Origin of the sequence: Promicromonospora sukumoe (assembly GCF_014137995.1) — a bacterium.
In the GTDB taxonomy this organism is placed as follows: Bacteria; Actinomycetota; Actinomycetes; order Actinomycetales; family Cellulomonadaceae; genus Promicromonospora; species Promicromonospora sukumoe.
In genome coordinates this window covers 1496349-1520212 of record NZ_JACGWV010000002.1, presented here as the reverse complement: position 1 = coordinate 1520212, position 23864 = coordinate 1496349, and the positions used below count along the sequence as shown (strand labels likewise).

Annotated in this window: 18 protein-coding genes and 1 pseudogene; 9 read left to right on the top strand and 10 right to left on the bottom strand. The window is 69.3% G+C overall.

All coding sequences use genetic code 11. The features are described 5' to 3' along the window. Positions 1-85: 85 nt before the first annotated feature. From FHX71_RS29540 to gyrB, 3 genes are all read right to left on the bottom strand, one after another. Positions 86-1363 carry a DUF3566 domain-containing protein gene (locus FHX71_RS29540; RefSeq protein ID WP_246403380.1) on the bottom strand — a complete coding sequence of 426 codons (1278 nt, stop codon included), beginning with the start codon at positions 1361-1363 and terminating at the stop codon, positions 86-88. Then, on the bottom strand, positions 1363-4023 hold the full coding sequence (gene gyrA / locus FHX71_RS23910) for a DNA gyrase subunit A (protein ID WP_182619868.1): 2661 nt from the start codon (positions 4021-4023) through the stop codon (positions 1363-1365). The genes FHX71_RS29540 and gyrA overlap by 1 nt, the downstream gene beginning before the upstream one ends. Positions 4024-4118: 95 nt before the next feature. Next, positions 4119-6296, bottom strand: coding sequence for a DNA topoisomerase (ATP-hydrolyzing) subunit B (gene gyrB / locus FHX71_RS23905; RefSeq protein WP_376770160.1), 2178 nt, complete (start codon positions 6294-6296; stop codon positions 4119-4121). Positions 6297-6806: 510 nt separating this feature from the next. Between gyrB and FHX71_RS23900 the strand changes: the two genes are divergently transcribed. Then, the gene (locus FHX71_RS23900) at positions 6807-7607 is read left to right on the top strand and encodes a hypothetical protein (RefSeq protein WP_182619866.1); all 801 of its coding nucleotides are present in this window, start codon (positions 6807-6809) and stop codon (positions 7605-7607) included. 140 nt (positions 7608-7747) lie between these two features. On the opposite strand, the gene FHX71_RS23895 is transcribed toward FHX71_RS23900, so the two are convergent. The 5 genes and pseudogenes from FHX71_RS23895 to dnaA all read right to left on the bottom strand — a co-directional run bounded on the left by FHX71_RS23895 (position 7748) and on the right by dnaA (position 13808). Next, positions 7748-8242 (bottom strand): DciA family protein, encoded by a 495-nt coding sequence (locus tag FHX71_RS23895; protein ID WP_220490250.1) that lies wholly within the window; start codon positions 8240-8242, stop codon positions 7748-7750. Between the two features lie 40 nt (positions 8243-8282). Further along, on the bottom strand, positions 8283-9521 hold the full coding sequence (gene recF, locus FHX71_RS23890) for a DNA replication/repair protein RecF (RefSeq protein WP_182619864.1): 1239 nt from the start codon (positions 9519-9521) through the stop codon (positions 8283-8285). A 26-nt stretch (positions 9522-9547) separates the two neighbouring features. Beyond that, positions 9548-10495, bottom strand: a pseudogene (gnd, locus tag FHX71_RS23885) (phosphogluconate dehydrogenase (NAD(+)-dependent, decarboxylating)); the annotation flags it as partial. A 70-nt stretch (positions 10496-10565) separates the two neighbouring features. Further along, a complete protein-coding gene (gene dnaN / locus FHX71_RS23880) occupies positions 10566-11699 on the bottom strand; it encodes a DNA polymerase III subunit beta (RefSeq protein ID WP_182619863.1) in 1134 nt (377 codons plus the stop codon). Between the two features lie 666 nt (positions 11700-12365). Then, complete coding sequence (dnaA, locus tag FHX71_RS23875) at positions 12366-13808, bottom strand: chromosomal replication initiator protein DnaA (RefSeq protein WP_182619862.1); 1443 nt, start codon at positions 13806-13808, stop codon at positions 12366-12368. Positions 13809-14239: 431 nt separating this feature from the next. Between dnaA and rpmH the strand changes: the two genes are divergently transcribed. The 6 genes from rpmH to rsmG all read left to right on the top strand — a co-directional run bounded on the left by rpmH (position 14240) and on the right by rsmG (position 17735). Next, a complete protein-coding gene (gene rpmH / locus FHX71_RS23870) occupies positions 14240-14377 on the top strand; it encodes a 50S ribosomal protein L34 (protein WP_010849920.1) in 138 nt (45 codons plus the stop codon). 3 nt (positions 14378-14380) lie between these two features. Beyond that, positions 14381-14758, top strand: coding sequence for a ribonuclease P protein component (rnpA, locus tag FHX71_RS23865; RefSeq protein WP_182619861.1), 378 nt, complete (start codon positions 14381-14383; stop codon positions 14756-14758). Beyond that, entirely contained in the window at positions 14755-15063 is a 309-nt protein-coding gene (gene yidD / locus FHX71_RS23860) for a membrane protein insertion efficiency factor YidD (protein ID WP_182619860.1), read from the top strand. The genes rnpA and yidD overlap by 4 nt, the downstream gene beginning before the upstream one ends. A gap of 84 nt (positions 15064-15147) precedes the next feature. Next, a complete protein-coding gene (yidC, locus tag FHX71_RS23855; RefSeq protein WP_182619859.1) occupies positions 15148-16386 on the top strand; it encodes a membrane protein insertase YidC in 1239 nt (412 codons plus the stop codon). A gap of 11 nt (positions 16387-16397) precedes the next feature. Next, on the top strand, positions 16398-16952 hold the full coding sequence (locus tag FHX71_RS23850) for a Jag family protein (protein WP_182619858.1): 555 nt from the start codon (positions 16398-16400) through the stop codon (positions 16950-16952). 111 nt (positions 16953-17063) lie between these two features. Next, positions 17064-17735, top strand: coding sequence for a 16S rRNA (guanine(527)-N(7))-methyltransferase RsmG (rsmG, locus tag FHX71_RS23845; RefSeq protein WP_182619857.1), 672 nt, complete (start codon positions 17064-17066; stop codon positions 17733-17735). A gap of 112 nt (positions 17736-17847) precedes the next feature. Here rsmG and FHX71_RS23840 read toward each other — a convergent pair whose 3' ends face one another. Next, the gene (locus FHX71_RS23840) at positions 17848-18345 is read right to left on the bottom strand and encodes a hypothetical protein (protein ID WP_182619856.1); all 498 of its coding nucleotides are present in this window, start codon (positions 18343-18345) and stop codon (positions 17848-17850) included. Between the two features lie 621 nt (positions 18346-18966). Here FHX71_RS23840 and FHX71_RS30335 point away from each other — a divergent pair. Together FHX71_RS30335 and FHX71_RS23830 are read left to right on the top strand one after the other, a co-directional pair. Continuing rightward, positions 18967-21189 carry an AAA family ATPase gene (locus FHX71_RS30335; RefSeq protein ID WP_376770159.1) on the top strand — a complete coding sequence of 741 codons (2223 nt, stop codon included), beginning with the start codon at positions 18967-18969 and terminating at the stop codon, positions 21187-21189. A 94-nt stretch (positions 21190-21283) separates the two neighbouring features. Next, positions 21284-22615 (top strand): ParB/RepB/Spo0J family partition protein, encoded by a 1332-nt coding sequence (locus FHX71_RS23830; RefSeq protein ID WP_182619855.1) that lies wholly within the window; start codon positions 21284-21286, stop codon positions 22613-22615. 142 nt (positions 22616-22757) lie between these two features. Here FHX71_RS23830 and FHX71_RS23825 read toward each other — a convergent pair whose 3' ends face one another. Then, the gene (locus FHX71_RS23825; protein WP_182619854.1) at positions 22758-23819 is read right to left on the bottom strand and encodes a D-alanine--D-alanine ligase family protein; all 1062 of its coding nucleotides are present in this window, start codon (positions 23817-23819) and stop codon (positions 22758-22760) included. Positions 23820-23864: the final 45 nt, after the last annotated feature.

The following is a 23864-nucleotide window of genomic DNA, read 5'->3' as shown; positions in this document are numbered from 1 at the left end:
ATGTCCCAAACCGAAATGATGGTCCGCGGTGTGACGTGCGCCGAGCCGTGCGTGAGAACGCACAGGAACGCTCTGGCAGCGCTGGTCAGTCGTCGGTCAGCGTCATGTGCACGCCGCCGACGAGTGCTGCCGTGATGTTGTACAGGAACGCCATGATCGTCGCGATGGCCGTCAGCAGCACGATGTTGCAGATGCTGATCAGGGTCGCCAGGGAGATGACGCGGGGGAACTCCACGAACTGCGTGAGGTTCACGTTGCTCTGCGGGCCGACGGCGTCCTCCACGAAGCTCTGCACCGTGGTGAACACGCCGAGGCTGTTCAGCACCGACCAGAACACCGCGGTGGCGACCACGGTCATGATCGCGACGGCGACGGCCAGCAGGAAGGCGAGCTTCATGACGGACCACGGGTCCACCCGGGAGAGCGCGAGACGCACCCGGCGCGGGCCGGCCGGAGCCGGACGCGGCGCCTCGGGCGTCGGGGCCGACGCCGGCTGTGCCGGCGCCTGCTGGCCCGGCACGCCGTCGGCGGTCGCACCGACCGGCGTCGCGGTGCCGCGGACGCCGGCGGCCGTGTAGTGCATCTCGGGCCGCGGCTTGGGCTCGTTCTGGGCCGACGCCGTCTGCCCCTCGTCGTCAGGCATGATCGAGGACACCTTCTTCGCCGCGCTGCGGGCCGCGTCGAGAGCGGCCTGAGCGGCCTTCATCGCGCCGGCCTTCACGCCGTCCGCGGCTCCCGCCGGCGCGGCCGCCGGCGTGCTCCCGGGGGTGCCGGGTGCGGGGACTCGGTTCCAGGACTTCGCGTCAGGTTCCGTGGCGGGGGAGGCTTGCGACGCCGAGGCGTCGTTCTTCCCCGAGGCGCGTCCGATCGCCGAGCCGAGCCCCGCGGTCTCCTTGGCCTCGCCGTTCGACGACGCGGTGGGCTGTCCCGCCTGCGGAGACTTCTGCTCCTTGCCCGACTTGCCCGCCTCGTAGGCGGAGCGCCAGACCCCGCCCGTCGTGGGCACGTCCGTGCTGGAGTCAGCGGGTGCGGCCGGCTTCGCCGACTTGCTCTCCGGCTTGGGCTGGTCCGTCTTCGCCGCCGGGGAGGCCACCACGACCGGCTCGGAGAGCTTCTCGCCGCCCTTGCCCTGCGCGGCGCCGGCAGCGGCTCCGTTCGACGTGCTCCCGGCGCCGGCCGGCCTGGCCGTGGCCGAGCCGTTCGACGCGGAGCCCTTCTCCGAACCGGCCCCTGCCGGTTCCGTGTCCGGGGTCGCGGCCGGGGCCTTGTCCTCCGTCACGGCCTTACGATCCCGGGTGATCTCCAGGTCTTCTTCGAGCGCAGGCGTCGCGATGCGCACGGGCCCGTTCTTGTCACTCGTCATCAGCTGTCCTCGCGTCCGGTGCTGTCCTGCTCAGGGGTGCTCGGAACTTCGTCGGGGGTCGGATTGTCTTCCACGGTAACCCGCTCGGTCGGATCGCCGTCGGAGTTCTCGTCCGCGGCACCGACCGCATCGCCCGCGTCCTCACGCTCCGCGTTGCGCGCGACGGCGATGATCCTGTCCCCCTTGTCCGGCTTTGCGAAGGTTACCCCCTGGGTGTTCCGGCCGGTGAGGTTAACTTCTGCGACGGCCGACCGCACGATCTTGCCGCGCTCCATGATGACCAGCACCTCGTCGTCCGTGTGGGTGACGAGCGCGCCCACGAGGTCGCCGCGAGCCTCCACGAGGTTCGCGACCTTGATACCGAGACCGCCACGGCCCTGGATGCGGTACTCCGAGATGCGGGTGCGCTTGGCGAACCCGCCCTCGGTGACGACGAACAGGTCGGCGCCGTCGATGACCACGTCGGCGGACAGCAGCTCGTCCTCCTCGCGGAACTTCATCCCGGTCACGCCCGACGTCGCGCGGCCCAGCGGCCGGATCGACTCGTCGTCGGCGTGGAACCGGATCGACTGGCCCTTGCGGGAGACCAGGATGAGGTCGTCGTCGGCGTTCACCAGACGGGCCGAGACCAGCTCGTCCGCGGCGCCGTCGGCGTCCTCCCGCAGGTTGATCGCGATGAGGCCACCCGAGCGCGGCGAGTTGTACTCGCTCAGGCGGGTCTTCTTCACGAGCCCGCGCCGTGTAGCGAGCACCAGGTACTCCGCGGCCTCGTAGTCGGGGATGTCCAGCACCTGGGCGATCTTCTCGCCGGGCTGGAACGCCAGGAGGTTCGCGACGTGCTGGCCCTTCGCGTCCCGGCCGCCCTCGGGCAGCTCGTAGCCCTTGGCCCGGTAGACCCGGCCGAGGTTCGTGAAGAACAGCATCCAGTGGTGGGTCGTCGTCGTGAAGAAGTGGTCGACGATGTCGTCCTCGCGGAGCTGCGTGCCGCGCACGCCCTTGCCGCCCCGCTTCTGCGAGCGGTAGTTGTCCGTCCGCGTCCGCTTGGCGTAGCCGCCGCGCGTGATCGTGACGACCACGTCCTCCTCAGGAATCAGGTCCTCCATGGACATGTCCCCGTCGTACGGCAGGATCGTGGTGCGGCGCTCGTCGCCCCAGCGGTCCGTGACCTCGTCGAGCTCCTCGCCCACGATGAGGCGCTGGCGCTCCGGCTTGGCGAGGATGTCCAGGTAGTCCTCGATCTCGGCGCGCAGCTTGGCGTGCTCGTCGAGGATCTTCTGCCGCTCGAGGGCCGCCAGCCGGCGGAGCTGCATCGACAGGATCGCGTTGGCCTGCTGCTCGTCGATCGTGAGCAGGTCCATCAGGCCCGTGCGCGCCTCGTCGACGTCGGGGGAGCGCCGGATCAGGGCGATGACCTCGTCGAGCGCGTCGAGGGCCTTGAGGTAGCCCTCGTAGATGTGGATCTGGTCCTGGGCCTCCTTGAGGAGGTACTCCGTGCGCCGGCGCACGACCTCGATCTGGTGCGTGGTCCAGTGGCGCACGAACGCGTCGACGCTGAGGGTGCGGGGCACCTCGTCGACCAGCGCGAGCATGTTGGCGCTGAAGTTCTCCTGCAGCGGCGTGTGCTTGTAGAGGTTGTTCAGCACGACCTTCGCCACCGCGTCGCGCTTGAGCACGATGACCAGGCGCTGGCCGGTACGGCCTGACGTCTCGTCGCGGATGTCGGCGATGCCCTGGATGCGGCCGTCGTTGACGAGGTCCGCGATCTTGGACGCCAGGTTGTCCGGGTTCACCATGTACGGCAGCTCGGTGACGACCAGGCAGATCCGGTTCTGGATCTCCTCGACGCTCACCACCGCGCGCATCGTGATGGAGCCGCGGCCCGTGCGGTACGCGTCCTCGATGCCCTTGTGGCCCAGGATCTGCGCGCCCGACGGGAAGTCGGGGCCCTTGATGCGCTGCAGGAGCGCCTCGAGCAGCTCCTCGCGGGACGCGTCGGGGTGGGCGAGGTGCCAGCGCACGCCCTCGGCGACCTCGCGCAGGTTGTGCGGCGGGATGTTGGTGGCCATGCCGACGGCGATGCCGGCCGAGCCGTTGACCAGCAGGTTCGGGATGCGCGCCGGGAGCACGACGGGCTCCTGGGTGCGCCCGTCGTAGTTGGGCCGGAAGTCGACGGTGCCCTTCTCGATGTCGCGCACCATCTCCATCGCGAGCGGCGCCATCTTGCACTCGGTGTACCGCGGGGCGGCCGCGGGGTCGTTGCCCGGCGAGCCGAAGTTGCCCTGACCCGCGACCAGCGGGTACCGCAGCACCCAGTCCTGCACGAGGCGCACCAGGGTGTCGTAGATCGCGGTGTCACCGTGCGGGTGGTACTTGCCCATGACGTCGCCGACGACGCGCGAGCACTTCGAGAACGCGCGGTCGGGGCGGTAGCCGCCGTCGTACATCGCGTAGATGACACGGCGGTGCACCGGCTTGAGGCCGTCCCGCACGTCGGGCAGCGCGCGCCCGACGATCACGCTCATCGCGTAGTCGAGGTACGACCGCTGCATCTCGAGCTGCAGGTCGACCTGCTCGACACGACCGTGGTGGACCGCTACCCGCGCGTCCTCCAGGGGAATGCCGTCGTCGGAGTTCTCCACGCCGGGGGTCTCGTCCGTCACCGTCTTTACTTCCTTTCCACGCCGCTGGGCGTGTCACTTCGTCGCGTGCGGGGGACGCCGCGGGGCCCTGTCGGACCCCACGGCGACGCGCCCCATCAGATATCGAGGAACCGCACGTCCTTGGCGTTGCGCTGGATGAAGGTGCGGCGGGACTCGACGTCCTCGCCCATGAGCACCGAGAAGATCTCGTCGGCCGCGGCCGCGTCGTCCATGGTCACCTGCAGCAGCGTCCGGTGGTCCGGGTCCATCGTGGTGTCCCAGAGCTCGGAGTAGTCCATCTCGCCGAGACCCTTGTAGCGCTGGATGCCGTTGTCCTTGGGGATCCGCTTGCCCTGCGCGGCGCCGGCCTCCAGGAACGCGTCGCGCTCCCGGTCCGAGTACACGTAGTCGTGCGGGGCGTTGCTCCACTTGATCCGGTAGAGCGGCGGCTGCGCGAGGTACACGTGGCCGTGCTCGATCAGGGGGCGCATGTAGCGGAACAGGAGCGTCAGCAGCAGCGTGCAGATGTGCTGGCCGTCGACGTCGGCGTCGGCCATGAGCACGATCTTGTGGTACTTCAGCTTGCTGATGTCGAAGTCCTCGCCGATGCCCGTGCCGAACGACGTGATCAGGGCCTGGACCTCGGCGTTGGAGAGCGCCTTGTCGAGGCGCGCGCGCTCGACGTTCAGGATCTTGCCGCGCAGCGGCAGGATCGCCTGGTTGTGCGGGTTGCGGCCACGCACCGCCGAGCCGCCGGCCGAGTCGCCCTCGACGATGTAGATCTCGCACTCGTCGGGGAACCGGGACTGGCAGTCCTTGAGCTTGCCCGGCATGCCGCCGCCGTTGAGGATGCCCTTGCGGCGGGTGGCCTCACGCGCCTTGCGCGCCGCGATCCGGGCCTGCGAGGCCTGGATCGCCTTGCGGATGACGTCGCGCGCCTCGTTCGGGTGCGCGTCGAACCAGTCGACGAGCTGCTCGCGGACCACGCGCTGCACGAACGTCTTGGCCTCGGTGTTGCCGAGCTTGGTCTTGGTCTGGCCCTCGAACTGGGGCTCGCCGAGCTTGACGGAGATGACGGCGGTCAGCCCCTCGCGGATGTCGTCACCCGTGAGGTTCTCGTCCTTCTCCTTGATGATCCCCTTGTCGCGGGCGTAGCTGTTGACCAGCGTGGTCATCGCCGCACGGAAGCCCTCCTCGTGCGTGCCGCCCTCGGTGGTGGAGATCGTGTTGGCGAACGTGTGGACCGACTCGCTGTAGGCGCTGGTCCACTGGAGCGCGACCTCGACCGAGATCTTGCGCTCGGTGTCCTCGCTCTCGAACGAGATGACGTCGGGGTGGACGAGCTCCACCCGCTTCGCCGAGTTGAGGTGGTGGACGTAGTCCATGAGGCCGTTCTCGTACTTGAACGTGACGGTGCGCCACGCGTCGGCACCCTCGGCCGCGTCCTGCGGCGCTCCGCCGGCGTCCGGCTGGCCGTCGGCACCCTGCTCGACGCCGTCGGCCGCGGGCTCCGCACCCGTCACCTCGTCCGTCGCGGAGGAGTGGCCCGCCCGCTCGTCCGTCAGCGTGATCTTCAGGCCCTTGTTGAGGAACGCGTACTGCTGGAAGCGGGCACGCAGCGTCTCGAAGTCGTACTCGGTGGTCTCGAAGATCGACCCGTCGGCCCAGAACGTCTGCGTCGTCCCGGTGTGCTCGTCAGGACCGAGCGGCTCGAGCTTCTCGACGCCGGTGATCGGGTTGCCGCCCTCGGTGTACTCCTGGCGCCAGTTGAACCCGTCGCGGCGCACCTCTGAGACGAACCGATAGCTCAGGGCGTTCACCACGGACATACCGACGCCGTGCAGGCCGCCGGAGACGGCGTACCCGCCGCCGCCGAACTTTCCGCCGGCGTGCAGGATCGTCATCACGACCTCAAGCGTGGGCTTGCCCTCGGTCGGGTGCATGGCGACCGGGATGCCGCGGCCGTCGTCGGAGACGCGCACCCCGCCGTCGGCCAGAAGGCGTACGTCGATCTCGGTGGCGTGGCCCGCGAGGGCTTCGTCCACAGCGTTATCCACAATCTCGTACACAAGGTGGTGAAGCCCACGCTCACCGGTTGATCCGATATACATGCCCGGTCGCTTACGAACGGCCTCGAGACCTTCCAGGACTGTGATGTTCCCGGCGTCGTAGCCGCCGTCGATTCGCTCTGTCACGGGCGGGGTTGCTCCTCGTCTTTCAGGCACACGATGTGCACGACGACGGACGTACCAGCTGCTGCGCGAGCGACTCGGACCCGTTGGGGTCCCTGCCATGCTCGGGTGCCACGTACTGTCCGACGGCTCGTCGGTGCTCAGCGTTCCGGGCCCTCAGGACGTTCCTGGGAACCCGGCGCGGTTGACCCCCTCATACTACCTTCTGAGCGGCGAAAACCCGGGATCCGAGGGTGTTTGTAGCCACTCCTCCACAACCTTTCTCCACAGGGTGATTTCTGGGGGCCTGGAAGGGCTCCGAACGGGTCACCGGAGGGCCGATCCGTGACGCGATCGGGACCCGGATCCGGGTGTTGATCCAGGGTCGGGCGGAGCCCCGGTCGCAGCTTCCCGACAGCGCTGTCCGCCGGCTGCGCGCAGACCCCGGCACGGGCATGTCACGACTACGCCCGAGCATGCGGATGACCACCGGATCGCAATGCCACTGCCTGACGAAGGTCAGAAAATTTATACGCAGAAGTAGACATTTCGTTGATTTCTCTTTTTCTGCTCTAATGGCACCGACCGGTCACATGCGCGCGCTCGCGCACTCTCACTTCGAAGGGCTATAGAGTGAAGAAGCTTCTCGCCGGCGGAACCCTCGCCGTCCTGGCATTCGGCGGCATGATCGCCACTGCCACCTCCGCATCCGCACACACGCCGAGCGTCTCCTCGGACTGCGGTTTCGTGAACGTTGATCTCAAGTACTACCAGGATGCCAAGGTCACGGTCGTCATTGACGGTGTGACCGTCGAGGACACCGAGTTCAACGGTGGCTTCCAGAAGCGCTACGAGGAGAACCTCGGGCTCGACAAGGCGCACGAGTGGACCGTCACGGTCGACGCCTACGACGGCCGCGACGGCACGCAGTACGACTGGTCGCAGTCGGGCTCCATCGGTGTCTGCCAGACGCCGCCGCCCGCCGAGGTCGTCACGCCGGTCGTCCCGGAGGCCGTTGCCGGCTGCGCCGCCAGCCTCGACGACATCGTGCTCCCGGAGAGCACCGAGGCGATCACCTACACCAAGACCGAGGCCGGCATCGTCGCCACCCTCAACTCCGAGGACTTCATCTGGCCCGAGGAGCTCGGCGCCTACGTCCCGCAGGAGGACGGCTCGGCCCTGCTGCCGACCGATGTCATCGTGCTCGAGGAGGACTGCGAGCCGTCGCCGTCCCCGTCCGTCGAGCCCAGCGAGGAGGCCCCGGCGCCTTCTGACGAGCCGACCACCGCCTCGCCGAGCCCCGCCCCTGCGGAGACCGAGGAGCTCGCCGCGACCGGTGCGACCGTCGGTGGCGCCATCGCGTTCGCCGCTCTGCTCGCCGCTGGTGGCGTCGCCCTGGTCTGGGCCCGCAAGCGCATGCAGCAGAACGCGTGAGCTGACCGCTCCTGGCTGACGCCACGGCGCAGCTGAGCAGAGAAGGGCCCCCGGCTTCGGCCGGGGGCCCTTCGTGCGTGTGCGGAGTGCTCGTACGGGCTGTGCAGGGGCCTGTGCGGGCGCGTGCTGTGCGCGGGGCGTCAGCCCCAGGTGTCCCGGGGGCCGGGGCCGCGCACCGACCGGGGGCCGCGCCGGAAACCGGGGCCCGCGGGGCCGAGGACCGTGACCTCCTCGACGACCCCCTCGCCGATCTCCTCCGCCATGCGGCGGATCAGGTTCGGCACCAGGAGCCGCAGCTGGGTCGCCCAGGCCGTCGAGTCGGCACGCACGACGAGCACCTTGTCCTCGAACGTCTCGGGCGTGCAGTGGTCCGCGATCTCCGAGCCGACGACCTCGCGCCAGCGGCCGACGACGCCGCCGACCGACACCTCCTCGGTCCAGCCCTTCTCCCGCAGCAGCCGGCCCACGACGGAGCCGAGGAGCTGTGGATCGCGCGCGCCCGGACCCGAGCCGCTCGACCGCGGCTCCGCCAGGGGAGAGCGGCGCGAGGGTGACCCGGGCCGCAGCCCGCGGGCGCGGGCAGCCGCCTTGGCGCGGTTGAGCGCGGCGCGCGCCACCTCCGACGGAGGCGTCAACGGGGGCTCAGAGTTATCCACAGGCCCCTGTGGAGATTCATCAGTCACGGGTCACCGTCCCGGGTTCCACGTGAAACCGTACGCCGTCGAGAGCCGCCGGGATGTCCTCCGGCACGGCCGCCGTCACGAGCACCTGACGGGCCGGGAGCACCAGGTCCGCGAGCCGTTGCCGGCGCCGCACGTCGAGCTCCGCGAACACGTCGTCGAGGATGAGGACAGGGTCCGCGTCGGTGCCGAGATCGGGGTCCCAGAAAGTGGGTGAATCCGCCGAATTCTGCGGATCTCCGCCCAGCAGACGGAACGATGCGAGACGTAGCGCCAGGGCGAACGACCACGATTCGCCATGGCTCGCGTACCCCTTCGCGGGCAGTCCGCCGAGGGTCAGGACGAGGTCGTCGCGGTGCGGTCCGACCAGGCTGACCCCGCGCTCGAGCTCCTGCGGCCGGGCCGCGACGAGTGCCTCGAGCAGCAGGTCACGGAGGCTTCCGACGTCCGAAAAGTTATCCCCAGAGCCTGTGGACAACTCCGGTGGATTGTCGGTCGAGAGCGCCGGCAGCGACGACCGGTAGGCGATCTCCGCGTCGCCGTCGGCATCACTCACCTGCTCGTACGCCGCGGCGACCGCGGGCCGCAGCGCGTGCACCAGCTGAACGCGCAACGACAGGATCTCCGCGCCCAGCTCGGCCAGCTTGGCGTCCCAGACGTCGAGCGTCGCCAGCTCCGCCGCGGCCGAGCTCTCGGACCGCGCCGACCCGCCGGACCGCCGTGCGGACCGCGCCGACTTGAGGAGCGCGGACCGCTGACGCAGGACCCGCTCGTAGTCGGAGAGCACGGCGGACACCCTCGGCATCATCAGGACCAGCAGCTGGTCCATGAAGCGCCGTCGGCCGTCCGGGTCGCCCTTCACCAGGGCGAGGTCTTCGGGGGCGAACAGGACCGTCCTCAGGACCCCCAGCACGTCCCTCGCCCGTACGGGCTGGCCCCGGTTGATCCGTGCGCGGTTCGCCTTGCCCTGGGTGATCTCCAGCTCGACCGTGCTCGCCCGGTCGCCCCGGACGATCCGCGTCCGCACCACCGCCCGCTCCGCGCCCGAACGCACCAGGGGTGCGTCCGTCGCGACGCGGTGCGAGCCAAGGGTCGCGACGTAGCCGATCGCCTCGACGAGGTTGGTCTTGCCCCGGCCGTTGCGCCCTACGAAGGCGTTGACCCCGGGCTCGAGCTCCACGTCGGCCGACGCGTACGACCGGAAGTCCAGCAGGGAGAGGTGGGAGACGTACATCGATAGGAGATCGTACGTCCCGGCCGCTACTCCGCCGACTTGACCGCGTGGCCGCCGAACTGCTGGCGGAGCGCGGCGACGGCCTTCATCGCCGGCGACTGCTCCTGGCGGGACGCGAACCGCGCGAACAGCGCGGCGGAGATCACGGGGAGCGGCACGGCGAGGTCGATGCCCTCGTCCACGGTCCAGCGGCCCTCGCCGGAGTCGTCGACCCAGTCGTCCAGCAGCGCGAGCTTCGGGTCCTCCTCCAGCGCCTTGACCATGAGGTCCAGCAGCCACGAGCGGACGACGGTGCCGCGGCTCCAGGCCCGCACCGTGCCGTGCACGTCGTCGATCAGGTCGGACTTGGCCGCGAGGAGCTCGTAGCCCTCGGCGTATGCCTGCATGAGGCCGTACTCGATGCCGTTGTGGACCATCTTGGCGTAGTGGCCGGCGCCGACGCCGCCGGCGTGCACGAAGCCCTCCTCGCGCGGTCCCTCGGGGCGCAGCGCGTCGAAGACCGGGAGCACGCTCTCCACGTCCGCGGCCGAGCCGCCGACCATCAGGCCGTACCCGTTCTCCAGGCCCCAGACGCCGCCGCTCACGCCGACGTCGAGGTAGCCGATCCCGTTCTTCGCGAGCTCCGCGGCCCGCTCCTGGTCCTCGACGTAGTGCGAGTTGCCGCCCTCGATGACGATGTCGCCCTCGGACAGGATCTCGCCCAGCTGGTCGAGCACGCCACGGGTGGGCTCACCCGCGGGGACCATCACCCAGACGACCCGCTTCTCCTCGGGGAGCGCGGCGGCCAGGTCGGCGAGCGTCGCGACGTCGGACACCTCCGGCCGCGGGTCGAACCCGGTGACCTCGATGCCGCCCTTGCGCAGACGGGCCCGCATGTTGTTGCCCATCTTCCCCAGGCCGACCAGACCGATGTGGGTAACCATGTGCGTGAAATCCTCCTGGGTCGTTCGACGGGGTCGCTCGTGGCGGCCGTCCTTGGTGCGGGCTGACGTTGCTCTGGATGCATGGAGCCGCTCCCGCCGCGAGAGGGGGAGCGGCGGGCCGTCAGCCGGTGAAGCGGATCGGGACCAGCAGGTACCGGTACGCGGAGTCGTCCTCGCCGTCCAGGCTGCCCTGACCGGTGAACTCGACCGGCTTGTTCGGGTGCGTGAAGGACAGGCGGACGAAGTCCGTCCCCAGGGCGCCGAGCCCGTCGAGGAGGAACTGCGGGTTGAACGCGACCGCGATGTCCTCACCGACCAGGACCGCCTCCAGGGCCTCGGACGCCTGTGCGTCGTCGCCCTGGCCGGCGTCCAGCACGACCTGACCCTCGCTGAACGAGAGCCGGATGGGCGTGTTGCGCTCCGCCACCAGGCTCACACGCTTCGCCGCCTCGATCAGCGGCGCGGTGGCGACCACGGCGTGGATGGGGGTGCTGTCGGGGAACAGCCGGCGGACGGCGGGGTAGTCGCCGTCGACGAGCTGGGACGTGGTCTGTCGACCGCCGGCCTCGAAACCCACGAGGTCGAGGCCCTGGCCTGTGGACAGACCGACGTTCACGAGGCCGCCGCCCGAGCCGAGCGACTTGGCGACGTCGTTGAGCGTGCGTGCCCGGACGAGCGCGACGGCGGAGAAGCCCGGGGTCGCCGGGGTCCACGTCAGCTCGCGCAGCGCGAGTCGGTAGCGGTCCGTGGACAGGAGCGTGATGCGCTCGCCCTCGATCTCGACGCGGACGCCGGTCAGCAGGGGGAGCGTGTCGTCGCGGCTCGCGGCGACGGTGACCTGTGCGACGGCGTGGGTGAACGCGTCGCCCGAGACGGTGCCGCTGACGTCGGGGAGCCCCGGCAGCGCGGGGTACTCGTCCACAGGCATGGTGAGGAGTGTGAACCGGCTGGCGCCGCAGGTGACGATGACCTTGCTGCCCTCGAGGACGACGTCCACCGGCTTGTTGGGGAGCGCCCGGGAGATCTCCGCGAGGAGACGGCCGGAGACCAGCACGGTGCCCGGCTCCGCGACCTCGGCCGGGATCTCGGAGCGTGCCGACGTCTCGTAGTCAAAGCTCGCGAGGTTGATCACGCCCTGTGCGTCCGCCTCGATGCGCACACCGGCGAGCACGGGAGCCGGGGGACGCGTGGGGAGCGTGCGAGCGGTCCATGTCACGGCATCGGCGAGGACGTCGCGCTCGACCCTGAACTTCATGCCGTTGCATCTCCTCTTGTTCCTGGGCTGTCGAGGGAAACCCTACGCGAGTTGAGGACCTCGCGGCACTCGACAGAGGAGCGCTGTGGATGGACTTCTTCACTGCTCTCGTACTAGTGTTCGAACGGCGCCCGAAGCGCTCGACCGGCTTATGAAGGCGTGTGGATTCCCCCTTAGAGATAACTGTCGTAGTAGTAGTCGGTGTTGTGGAAACTGGGGAAATCGTGTCTTTCCGCAGGTCAGACGGCATTTCCTCCTGTGGAGGAACTGTGGGTCGATCTGTGCATGAACTACGGACCCCTGTGGACGGCCAGTTTTTGCACACAGGCTGTCCACCGATTCGGGTCCCTCCGCCCACAGAAAACAGGCGGTTGTCCACACCCGTCCACAGGCTTGTCCCCAGGTGTGTATCGGCAGGTCAGCGTCGCGGACCAAGTTCTGCACAGGGTGTGTCCACAGTGCTGGGGACGAGCGAACCAGAGTCCCCGGATTCCGCCGTTCCGCGTGTGGATAGACCTGTGGAGGTGCGTATACGCAACACCCCCGTGCACCGGTTCGGTTGTGCACAGGGGTGGGGAAAAGTGTGGATCGAGGCTCTATGCCGGATTTTTGGGCAGCACGAAGCCCGGTGGAAGAGGGGTTCGTGCGGAGCAGGGGGAGCGGGCCTCAGCCGCGCTGCTGCTGCTTGATCCGGCTCGTGAGCTCGGTGACCTGGTTGTAGGTCGAGCGGCGTTCGGCCATCTGGCCGGCGATCTTCTTGTTCGCGTGCATGACCGTGGTGTGGTCACGCCCGCCGAACTGCTGGCCGATCTTCGGCAGCGACAGGTCGGTGAGCTCGCGGCACAGGTACATGGCGATCTGCCGGGCGGTGACGAGCACGCGGGACCGTGACGAGCCGCACAGGTCGTCGATCGTGAGCCCGAAGTAGGCGGCCGTCTGGGCGATCACGACGGCGGGCGTGATCTCCGCGCTGTCGTCGTCGTCCGTGATGAGGTCCTTGAGGACGATCTCGGCCAACGCCAGGTCCACCTGCTGCCGGTTCAGGTTGGCGAACGCGGTGACCCGGATGAGCGCGCCCTCGAGCTCGCGGATGTTCGTCGAGATCCGGGAGCCGATGTAGGAGAGGACGTCGGCGGGCACGTCGAGGTGCTCGCTGGCGGCCTTCTTCCGCATGATGGCGATACGGGTCTCGAGGTCGGGGGGCTGGACGTCGGTGATCAGGCCCCACTCGAAGCGCGACCGCAGCCGGTCCTCGAACCCGTTGAGCTGCTTGGGCGGGACGTCGGACGTGATCACGACCTGCTTGTTCGCGTTGTGCAGCGCGTTGAAGGTGTGGAAGAACTCCTCCATCGTCTGTTCCTTGCCCTGCAGGAACTGGATGTCGTCGATGAGGAGCACGTCGACGTCGCGGTAGCGGCGCTGGAAGGCGCCGGCCTTGCCCTCGCCGATGCTGTTGATGAAGTCGTTGGTGAACTCCTCGGAGTTCACGTACCGCACCCGGATGTGTGGGTACAGGTTGTGGACGTAGTGCCCGATGGCGTGCAGCAGGTGGGTCTTGCCCAGCCCCGAGTCCCCGTAGATGAACAGGGGGTTGTACGCCTTGGCCGGTGCCTCGGCGACGGCTACGGCGGCCGCGTGCGCGAACCGGTTGGACGAGCCGATGACGAACGTCTCGAAGATGTACTTCGGGTTCAGCCGGGTGGGCTCGGCGGACGGCTTCGGCGCGGGCTGCGGCGCGATCGGCATCTGCGCCTGCTCCGGCTCCGGCGGCTCCTGCTCGAGGGAGAGCGAGAGGGCCGCGGGCCCGGAGATCTGCGACGGGCCCGCAAGGGTGCTGCTGCTCAGCTCCGGGTCCACAGTGATGCCGAAGCGGACGTCACGCCCCAGGACCGACGACATCGCGGAGACCAGGTCGTCGCGGACGGCCGTCTCCAGGTAGGTCCGTGTCTGCTCGTGCGGGACGGCTATGAAGACCATGTCGTCCAGGACGGCCATCGGCTTGGCGAGACGGATGAATGCGAGCTGCCGGGGGCTCATGTCGGGCCGGGCCTCGAGCGCTGTCAGGGTCTGCGCCCAGACGTCGCCGATGTTCTCGTCCGGGTTGGCCACTGGCTTTCCTTAGTCTCGTGCGTGGGGTGATGCGCGATGCTGGGGTGTGTTGGAGTCTGCCATGATGAAGCACCGTCCACACAGTTGTCCACAGGTTGTGGATGGCGGGGATCATGGCTGGGTAAGTGGTACGTAGCCAGGGCGGACGGGGTCGCCGAGAGCCCCGGCGAGGCGCGCGGTGTGGCGCGTCCGACACGCATGATCCCGCGGTTCTGGTTTGACCCGGAGGGCCGCGGCGGCGTAACGTCATACAGCCGTTCCAGGTACTTCTGCGCGCCCACACACGGATTCGAGCCACGTCATCCGACGACGGTGAGACCACGTGGGCCAGGCCCCGGGTCGGTCCGGTCGTCCGAAGTACTGAACGACCACCATTCACTGCATCGTCGAGGACAGACGGTGTGCCTACCCCGACGTTCTTGGAGTACCTCGTGAGCAAGCGGACTTTCCAGCCGAACAACCGCCGTCGTGCGAAGACCCACGGCTTCCGACTGCGCATGCGCACCCGTGCCGGCCGCGCCATCCTGGCGGCTCGCCGGCGCAAGGGTCGCGCCGAGCTCTCAGCCTGAGCCATGTTGCCCGCGGCGCACCGTTTGCGCCGTTCCGTCGACTTCGAGCGGACGGTGCGCCGCGGCACGCGCGCAGGTCGATCGACCTTGGTGGTTCACCTCCTGGTCCAGGACGAAAAAGTCTCGGACCCAGGATCGGGAACTCCACAGGTCGGTTTTGTCGTTTCCAAGGCTGTGGGTAACTCCGTGCAGCGCAACCTGGTGAAGCGCCGGCTCCGTGCCGCGGCGCTCGGCCAGCTCTCCGTGCTGCCCAGCTCCGCTCGCGCCGTCGTCCGCGCGCTGCCGCCGTCGGCAGACGCGACCTATGCGGACCTCGACCGCGACCTCGACGCGTGCCTGCGGCGCGCCGTCACGCGTGCATCCGGAGACGGGAAGAGATGACCACCATCCCCGCACCCGAGGGTGAGGCACCGACGCGTGAGCCGTCGCTGATCGGCCGGCTCCCGGTGACCCTCCTTGTGGGGATGGTCCGCTTCTACCAGGCGTTCATCAGCCCGATGAGCCCTCCGAGCTGCAAGTACTACCCGTCCTGCTCGCAGTACACCGTGATCGCGCTGCGTCGCCACGGTGCGCTGCGCGGGCTCGGTCTCGCGCTGTGGCGCCTGCTGCGGTGCAACCCGTGGAGTCTCGGCGGTGTCGACGACGTGCCGCCCGCGCGCGGCACGCACACCCACACCGAGGGCTGACCTGCCCCGGATCGTGCCGCCGTACACGACCCCCCTCGCACCTCTCGCAGACTTCGCGTCACCAACACTGGAGCTTCTTGACCGATGGACTTCTTCGCCTTCCTCTACCCCATCGAGTGGGTCGTGGCCTGGATCATGTACGGGTCGCACTGGCTGTTCACGTCGCTCGGGATGTCCAGCGGCCCCGGCACCGCGTGGGTGCTCTCGATCGTCGCCCTCGTGATCGTCATCCGTATCGTGCTCATCCCGCTCTTCTTCAAGCAGATCAAGGCTTCGCGCGGGATGCAGATGATCCAGCCCGAGCTGCAGGCGGTGCAGAAGAAGTACAAGGGCAAGACGGACCCTGCGTCCCGCGAGAACATGACGCGCGAGACCATGGAGCTGTACCGGAAGCATGGTACGAACCCGTTCGCCTCGTGCATGCCGATCCTGCTGCAGTCGCCGATCTTCTTCGCACTGTTCCGGGTGCTGAACGGCCTGCAGCCGATCTCGACCGGCGCCCAGGACCCGATCGGTCCGATCACCCGTGAGGTCGCCGGCGACATCGAGTCGTCGACGCTGTTCGGCGCGCAGCTGAGCGACGTCTTCCTGCAGACCGACTCGCTGACCTCGCGCATCGTCGTGATCGGCCTGATCGTCGCGATGAGCGTCACGACCTTCACCACGCAGCGCCAGCTCACGATGAAGAACATGCCGCCGTCGGCCCTCGAGGGCCCGATGGCGCAGACGCAGAAGCTCATGCTCTACATGCTGCCGATCGTCTTCGCGATCTCCGGCGTGAACTTCCCGGTCGGTGTGCTGATCTACTGGACCGTGACGAACCTCTGGTCCATGGGCCAGCAGTACTACACGATCAAGCGGATGCCGACCCCCGGTTCGCTCGCCGAGAAGCAGATGAAGGAGCGGCAGGCCGCGAAGGCCGCGCGCAAGGCTGCCAAGAGCGGCGTGGTCGTCGAGGAGGACGTCCCGGTCGTCGAGGAGCCGAAGACCGGTCAGCGTGTGCAGCCGAAGCGCAAGAACCGCCAGAAGACGACGGGCCCCCGCCCGGAGCCCACGCGTCCGGCCATCGCGCAGGCCGCTCCTCAGGACGCGACCGATGTGACCGACGCGCCGGTCGACGGCCAGCCGGGCCCCAAGCCCAAGCAGTCCGGTGCCGCCAAGCAGTCCGGTACGCCGAAGCAGTCGGGCTCGCCCAAGCAGTCGGGTAGCCCGAAGCAGTCCGGCGGCACGGCCGGGTCCCAGCCCGGGTCCAAGCCGAAGCAGTCCGGCACGGCGCCGGGGGCGACCCCGACGTCGTCGGGCAAGCGCAAGCAGAAGAAGTAGGAGGAGACGCGATGAACGCGAGCACAGGTACGGCCGCCCCCGATCCCGCGGCCGCGGTCGCCGATCCGGAGGACCGGACCAAGCGCCTCGAGGAGGAGGGCGAGATCGCCGCCGACTACCTCGAGGAGTTCCTCGACATCGCCGACCTCGACGGCGACATCGACCTCGACATCAAGCACGACCGGGCCGCCGTCGAGGTGGTCGCCGACGACCCCCAGTCTCTGTCGCACCTGATCGGTCGCGAGGGTGAGGTGCTCGACGCGATGCAGGAGCTCACCCGCCTCGCCGTGCAGACGCGGACCGGGGACCGGAGTCGGCTGATGCTGGACATCGGCGGCTACCGGGCGGCCCGTCGGGTCGAGCTGACCCGCATCGCGGAGAAGGCCGTCGAGCAGGTGCAGGCCTCGGGCGAAGAGGTCGAGCTCGAGCCGCTGAACGCCTTCGAGCGCAAGGTCGTGCACGACGCCGTCGCCGTGGCCGGCCTGGTCAGCGACTCGCGCGGGGTCGAGCCGGAGCGGTACGTGGTGGTTCAGCCGGCCGGCACGGTGGCCGCGGTCACCGACTGATCCAGTGGCTTCGGCCGAGGGCCGGTGCGCGTCCCGAGGACGTGCACCGGCCCTCGGTGTGTTTGGCTTCTTACGACAGCAAGTGGAGGACGGGACGTGGAAGGTTCGGACGTGGCAGGGGAGGCCGGCTCGGCGGAGGCCGAGGTGTTCGACGGCGAGACGCTCGGCGCCAGCGACGCGGTCAAGGCTTACCTGGGTGACGGGTATGACGGCGTGGTGCGCTACGGCGAGCTGCTGCGCGACCAGGGTGAGCTGCGGGGGCTGATCGGTCCGCGCGAGGTCCCGCGCATCTGGGAGCGGCACATCCTGAACTCCGCGGCGGTCGTCCCGTACCTGCCGCAGTCCGGTTCCGTGACTGACATCGGTTCGGGGGCGGGGCTGCCCGGGATCGTGATCGCGGCGATGCGGCCCCAGCTCCAGGTGATCCTGGTCGAGCCCATGGAGCGACGGACGACGTGGCTGGCCGAGGTCGTGTCGGAGCTCGGACTGCCGAACGTGGAGATCAAGCGCGGTCGGGCCGAGGAGTACCACGGTGCCTTCGAGGCGGACGCCGTCACCTCACGGGCGGTGGCCGCCCTGTCGAAGTTGGTCCGGATGAGCATGCCGCTCGTCCGGGTGGGCGGTGAGCTGGTGATCCTCAAGGGGCGCAACGTGGCGCAGGAGGTCGAGCCGGCCCGCAAGGTGCTGCGGAAGTACGCCGTGGGCGACCCGGAGATCCTGGAGGGGGCGACGGTGGACGGCGTCGAGACCACGACGATCGTCCGGGTGCGTCGGGGGAAGTAGTCCCGAGCGATGTTTCACGTGGAACGGGAGCGGCCGCCGATGGCGGTCGCTCCCGTTCTTTCATGCGCCGGTTGCACGCGTCAGGCGTGCTGTGGGGTGTGGCGGGCCGGTGTCAGCAGCCGCCGCAGTTGTAGTAGAGGATGTCCCAGTGGTTGCCCTCGTCGGTGTAGAGATTCCCGGCGCCTGAGCGGTACTGGTAGCCCCAGCCGGAGATGTACCCCACGTACGTGAAGTTGTTGGCGATGTAGCTGTCGATGCAGGTGCTCTGCCTGGTGTCGAGCTTGTAGCCGTTCCAGTGGCTGTAGGTGCCGCCGGAGTGACCGGTCTCGGTGCCGCCCGTGACGGTGATCGCACACCCGCTCGCCGACCGGAGGGTCTTGATCCCGTCGATCGTCGTCTGCCGGACCTGGTCGAACGACGTGCAGGTGGAGACGTTCCGATCGCTGCAGCCTCCGCTCGACGTCCAGGAGATACCGGCGGCGCTGAGCTGGCTGGTTGCCTGTGCGTGCGTGAGGAACGTGGCGGCGCTGGCCGGAGCCGCGAAGGCGAGGACGAGGGCTGCCGTGAACGCGGTGACAAGTGCGGTGGCTCGGGTGATGGGTCTGGACAAGACGCCTCCCTGCGTGGAGTCAGACGTACCTGGGCAGTTCGAGGATAGGTGCGGCCGGCGCGGCTCGGGGCATACCAGTTTTGCCATAGCGGCGGGGGTGAGCCGCAGGTGGCCTCGGCGCCGTGATGCGGAAGCTCGTGGGGGGAGGACTCGGCTGGGTCTGTTTCACGTGAAACGCAGGAAGAGGTGTGAAGCCAGTGGATCTGGCTGTCGCCCTGTTTCACGTGAAACGCTCGGCACCCGAGCGCCGCAGAACCGGACGGACCCGGCGCGTGCCGTGCCGGTTGCCGCGTGGAGCGGATCTGATCCCTCAGGCGACGGCGTTTCGGCACGCCCGAACAGGCACCCGACCGTAGCGTTACACGGGTGTGCTTCTTCAGACGAAAGTCCAAGCGAGCGGCGGCGGCTGCGGCTCTAGCGGCGTCCGCCGCTCAGCCAGATACGTCCGACTCGTCCGCTTCGGAACCGGCTGCCGCGGCACGGTCCACCTCGAAGGCAGGCACGGGGGAGGTGGCGGCCCAAGAGGCGTCGAGAGCCGGCGCGTCCGTAGCGGTGCTCGATGACCGACCTGCTCCGGTTGTGGAGACGGACGGAGAGACGGAGGCAGCAGACAGTCGTCCCGTGGAACCGTCGAGTGGCGGTGCCTCCGGAGATGCGTCGGTGGTGTCTGACGGCCGGGCGGTGCTGGACGGGCGGCCGGTATCTGACGGTCGGGCGACGCAGCTCGACCAGCCCGCGGACGTCGACCAGTCGGCACAGGTCGGGCAGCCCAACGAGACTGACCAGGCCGCCGAGACCAGCGAGACCGCGGCGGATGACCAGGCCGCAGAGCCTGAGGCGGCGGCCGAAGTTCCGGATGAAGCACCGACCGCCCAGGAGGACGGGACGACGTCGGCGTCTGCCTCGGAGCACCAGGTACCCGACGCGGCAGAGACTTCCCCAGGGGAGACCGGTTCGGCCCGCGCCGTCGAGGTGAGCGAAGAAGCCGCCGCGGAGGCTCCGTCTGCCGCTCCGACCGGCGATGCCATTGCCACGGCGAACGCCGTCTCCGGAAGCGCTGTCTCCGGGAGCACTCCGGGGGAACCGGGGGAGGAGCTCGACACGAGCAAGATGCCGGCAGAGAGCGTTCCGACAGCGACTCCGTCGGAGAACGTCGTGGACACGCATCCCGGGAGCGCACCCGAGGCAGGTCCTGACACAACCACGGTGGACGACGAGGTTCCGTCGACCGTGGACATGGCTCCGCCGGCGGCCGAGGTCGTGAGCGATGCGCCGCGTGACGAGGTCTGGGGTCAGGACCGCCCCGATCCCGAAGGCAGGAGCGCCGCGGTGCTCAGCCAGCTGATCGAATCCGTGACGAAGTCGGCGCCGGCCGACGACGAAGACGCCACCGAGGTGGCAGAGGCTCTGGGGAACGAAGCGATGACCGAGGTTGTGGAACCGCAGACGGAGCAGGCCGCCCCGAGCCCTGCACCAGAAGCGGATGTGGAGTCGGCGCCTGATCTGGTCGCCGAGGATCCGGACCTCATGGAGGAGCTGCCGTCGCGCCGCCCGGTCCCGGCGGATGCGATCCGGCGAGCGACCGAGGCGCTGGACGCGGCGGTGAATGCCGCGCCCGCCGTGATCGGTTCCGCCACGATGACGTTCGACGACGAGCTGGGCGAGGTCGTCGACGCCGAATTCACACATTTCGACAGAGAAACCTCGTCGGGGCCCAAGCCAGAAGACGGGGCCAGCGATTACAGTGTCCGCGTGACGGATCCGATTCCTGTGCAGGGCCTCTCCGCTCCCGGTGTTTCACGTGAAACGCCCGGGTCCGCGCAGACGCCCAATGGCACTCAGCAGCCCACGGGCGGCCCGCACGGTGGCGATGACGAGCGGCGTTCGGCCCTCATCGCAACCGTCCCGGCCGTTGACGAGACGACTCCTGTCGCCGCCGAGCTTGCGATGGACGCTCGCCGACGCATCGAGCTTCAAGGGCGGAAGTTCCCTCGCCCGCCGAAGACTCGCATCATCACGGTGGCGAACCAGAAGGGCGGCGTCGGCAAGACGACGACCACGGTCAACATCGCCGCAGGCCTCGCGCAGTCCGGCCTGAATGTCCTCGTGATCGACAACGACCCCCAGGGCAACGCCTCGACGGCGCTCGGCATCGAGCACCGCGCGGGGACGCCCTCGGTCTACGAGATCCTGGTCGAGGGCGAGCCTCTGGCGAACACCGTGCAGCAGTGCCCAGACGTCCCCAACCTCTGGGGCGTGCCCGCGACGATCGACCTGTCGGGCTCGGAGATCGAGCTGATCTCGCTTGTTTCACGTGAAACGCGACTCCGCAAGGCACTCGACAAGTACCTGGACGACCGCGTCGCCGCAGGGGAGGAGCGCATCGACTACGTGCTCATCGACTGCCCGCCCAGCCTTGGTCTCCTGACCGTGAACGCGTTCGTCGCCGGCCGTGAGGTCTTCATCCCCGTCCAGTGCGAGTACTACGCGCTCGAGGGGCTGAGCCAGCTGCTCAAGACGATCGACCTCATTCGGTCTCACCTCAACCCGGAGCTCCGGGTCTCGTCGATCCTGCTGACGATGTACGACGGCAGGACCAACCTGGCCCAGCAGGTCGCAGGGGAGGTGCGGTCGCACTTCCCGGCAGAGACGTTCAAGACGACGATCCCGCGTTCGGTCCGCATCTCCGAGGCGCCGAGCTACGGCCAGACGGTGATGACCTACGACCCGACATCCACGGGCGCACTCGCGTATCTTCAGTCCTCCCGGGAGCTCGCCGAGCGCGGACAGGGCGGGTCGAGCCCGCGCCGCATGAAGGCGGAGACGGTCGGGGCGCAGGACTGATGATCGGCAGTGACGAACGAGGTGCGTTGCATCCCGTGTACGAGATGAAGCCCGTCCGCGCTCGGCGTCGGACCGGAACCGACGAGGAGACACGATGACTGCGAAGCGACGGGGGCTCGGGCGGGGCCTGGGCGCGCTGATCCCGACGGGTCCGGAGCTGGACGAGCGGGCTTCCGCGGCGGGAGAGCTGGACGGCGCGGACAACGTGTCGGCCGGCTCGGTCGCGACCGTCGTCGAGGAGCGCCCGAACCCCGCGATCGCCCTGGCCGGCTCCACCGCCACCGCCGATTCCACCACCTCGTCCGCTTCCACCGACGAGGTGCCCGCAGGCATCGCCTCCACCTCGACGATCGAGACGATCGAGGAGCCGGCGCCGGAGCAGGCGCCCGAGAAGAAGGCCCCCAAGAACACGGGGCCGCGACCGAGCACCGTGAAGTGGGACTCCGCGATCGCGAGCGGCCGCCTGTCGGTCGCGAACGAGGCCGGCGACAGCAGCAGCGCCTCGGCGCTCGACGATGCGTTCTTCAGCAGGGAAGAGAGCGCACCCGAAGCCGTTTCACGTGAAACACCGGATCTGGTCCCCGTCCCGGGGGCGCGGTTCGCGGAGCTTCCCGTCACCGCGATCCGGCCCAACACCTGGCAGCCGCGGACGGTCTTCGACGAGGGAGACCTCGACGAGCTGGTCGAGTCGATCAAGGAGATCGGCGTGCTCCAGCCGATCGTCGTCCGCCCGGACAAGGAGCACCCGGGCGAGTACGAGCTCATCATGGGTGAGCGGCGCTGGCGTGCGACGCAGGCCGCCGAGCTGGAGACCATCCCGGCGATCGTCCGCGAGACCGACGACGGCGACATGCTCCGCGACGCGCTGCTGGAGAACCTGCACCGCTCGAACCTGAACCCGCTCGAAGAGGCCGCCGCCTACCGGCAGCTCCTCGACGACTTCGACTGCACGCACGAGGAGCTGGCGAACCGGATCGCGCGCAGCCGGCCCCAGATCTCGAACACCCTTCGGCTCCTGCGTCTGCCTCCGCTGGTGCAGCGCCGCGTCGCCGCGGGAGTGCTCTCCGCCGGGCACGCGCGTGCGCTTCTCGGCCTGAGCGACGGCGCGGAGATCGAGCGCCTCGCGCAGCGCATCGTGTCGGAGGGACTCTCGGTCCGCGCGACCGAGGAGATCGTGATGCTCACGGAGTCCGACGGCACGGGCTCCAAGGCCCGCAAGGCGCCACGGGCCGGCACCCGGAGCGAGGCGATCGACGAGCTGGCCGTCCGGCTCTCCGACCGGTTCGAGACCCGCGTGAAGGTCGCACTCGGCAAGAACAAGGGCCGCATGACCGTCGAGTTCGCCTCGGTCGAGGACCTGAACCGCATCCTCAACGTCATGGCGCCGGAGGAGCGCGGCCTGCTCAAGCCGTCGTCCGACGACTGACGCGGACGCACACCGCAGGCGAACGGCTCCGGGCCGGCACCCCACGAGGGATGCCGGCCCGGAGCCGCGCGTGTCTGAGGAGCCTTCTGGCAGCGCGCCGTCACCGATCTAGCGCGCCGCCCACCAGCGCGCTGTCACCGACCTACCGCGCCGCCACCAGCGCCCGGTCGACGATCGCGCGGTACAGCGTCGGCAGGTCGTGGCCGCTGGCGGCAACGGCCTGCGGTAGGAGCGACATCTCCGTCATGCCTGGCGCGACATTGACCTCGAGCACGTGCGGCGTGCCGGCGCGGTCGAGGATCAGGTCGGTGCGCGACAGGTGCCGCAGGTGCAGCGCACGGTGAGCGCGCACCGCGACGTCGGCCACCAGGTCCGCCTGTTCCGCGGTGAGCCGGGCCGGCGCGAAGAACTCGGTCTCGCCTGCCACGTACCGGGCGGCGTAGTCGTACCCGCCCTCCGCCACGATCTCCACCGCGGGAAGCGCCTCCGGTCCGTCCGGACCCTCGATCACGCTGACCGCGAGCTCCACACCGTCGATCGCACGCTCGACCAGGGCGGTCTCGCCGTACGAGAAGCACTCCACCATCGCCCGCGGGAGGTCCTCGGCGCGCGTCACGACGGTGACGCCGAGCGCGGACCCGCCCTCCGTGGGCTTCACGACCAGGGGCAGCCCGATGCGCCGCAGGATCGTGTCGAGCACCGGCTGGGCGCCGAGGTCGCGGAAGAGGCTCTGCGGGAGAGTCACGTAGTCCGGGGTCGCCAGACCCGCGTCGAGCAGCGCGGACTTCGAGATCGGCTTGTTCCAGACCAGGCGGCTCGCACGTGGACCGGTGCCCACGTAGGGCAGGCCGGCCATGTCGAGCACGTCGCGGACGGAGCCGTCCTCGCCGGAGGCGCCGTGCAGCAACGGCCAGACGACGTCGGGCCGGGTCGTGCGCAGGAACGACAGGAGGTCGGCGTCGACGTCGTGCAGGAGGACCTCCAGGCCGGTGGAGCGCAGCGCCTCGGCGACCCGGCGGCCCGAGCGCAGGGACACGTCCCGCTCGTGCGACAGGCCGCCCGCCAGCACGACGACCAGCGGTGAGCTCCGCACGGCGCCGGGAGCGGCGTCAGGGCCGGCGTCGGGCACGACGGGCGTGGACGGCGAGCCCACAGGGGGTCCCGACGACGCCGGCGCGGTCGGGACAGGGGAGGGACTGGTCATCGAGGACTCACTCGCTCGGGATCGGTGGAGGACGGTCGGCCTTCA

Excerpts from the sequence above, each read along its gene's own strand:
- recF (WP_182619864.1), bottom strand. The coding sequence starts at position 9,521 with ATGTACGTCTCCCACCTCTCCCTGCTGGACTTCCGGTCGTACGCGTCG.
- yidD (WP_182619860.1), top strand. The coding sequence starts at position 14,755 with ATGACCACCATCCCCGCACCCGAGGGTGAGGCACCGACGCGTGAGCCG.
- FHX71_RS23850 (WP_182619858.1), top strand. The coding sequence starts at position 16,398 with ATGAACGCGAGCACAGGTACGGCCGCCCCCGATCCCGCGGCCGCGGTC.
- gyrB (WP_376770160.1), bottom strand. The coding sequence starts at position 6,296 with ATGGCAGGGACCCCAACGGGTCCGAGTCGCTCGCGCAGCAGCTGGTAC.
- FHX71_RS23825 (WP_182619854.1), bottom strand. The coding sequence starts at position 23,819 with ATGACCAGTCCCTCCCCTGTCCCGACCGCGCCGGCGTCGTCGGGACCC.
- dnaN (WP_182619863.1), bottom strand. The coding sequence starts at position 11,699 with ATGAAGTTCAGGGTCGAGCGCGACGTCCTCGCCGATGCCGTGACATGG.
- FHX71_RS23830 (WP_182619855.1), top strand. The coding sequence starts at position 21,284 with ATGACTGCGAAGCGACGGGGGCTCGGGCGGGGCCTGGGCGCGCTGATC.
- yidC (WP_182619859.1), top strand. The coding sequence starts at position 15,148 with ATGGACTTCTTCGCCTTCCTCTACCCCATCGAGTGGGTCGTGGCCTGG.
- rnpA (WP_182619861.1), top strand. The coding sequence starts at position 14,381 with ATGTTGCCCGCGGCGCACCGTTTGCGCCGTTCCGTCGACTTCGAGCGG.
- FHX71_RS29540 (WP_246403380.1), bottom strand. The coding sequence starts at position 1,363 with ATGACGAGTGACAAGAACGGGCCCGTGCGCATCGCGACGCCTGCGCTC.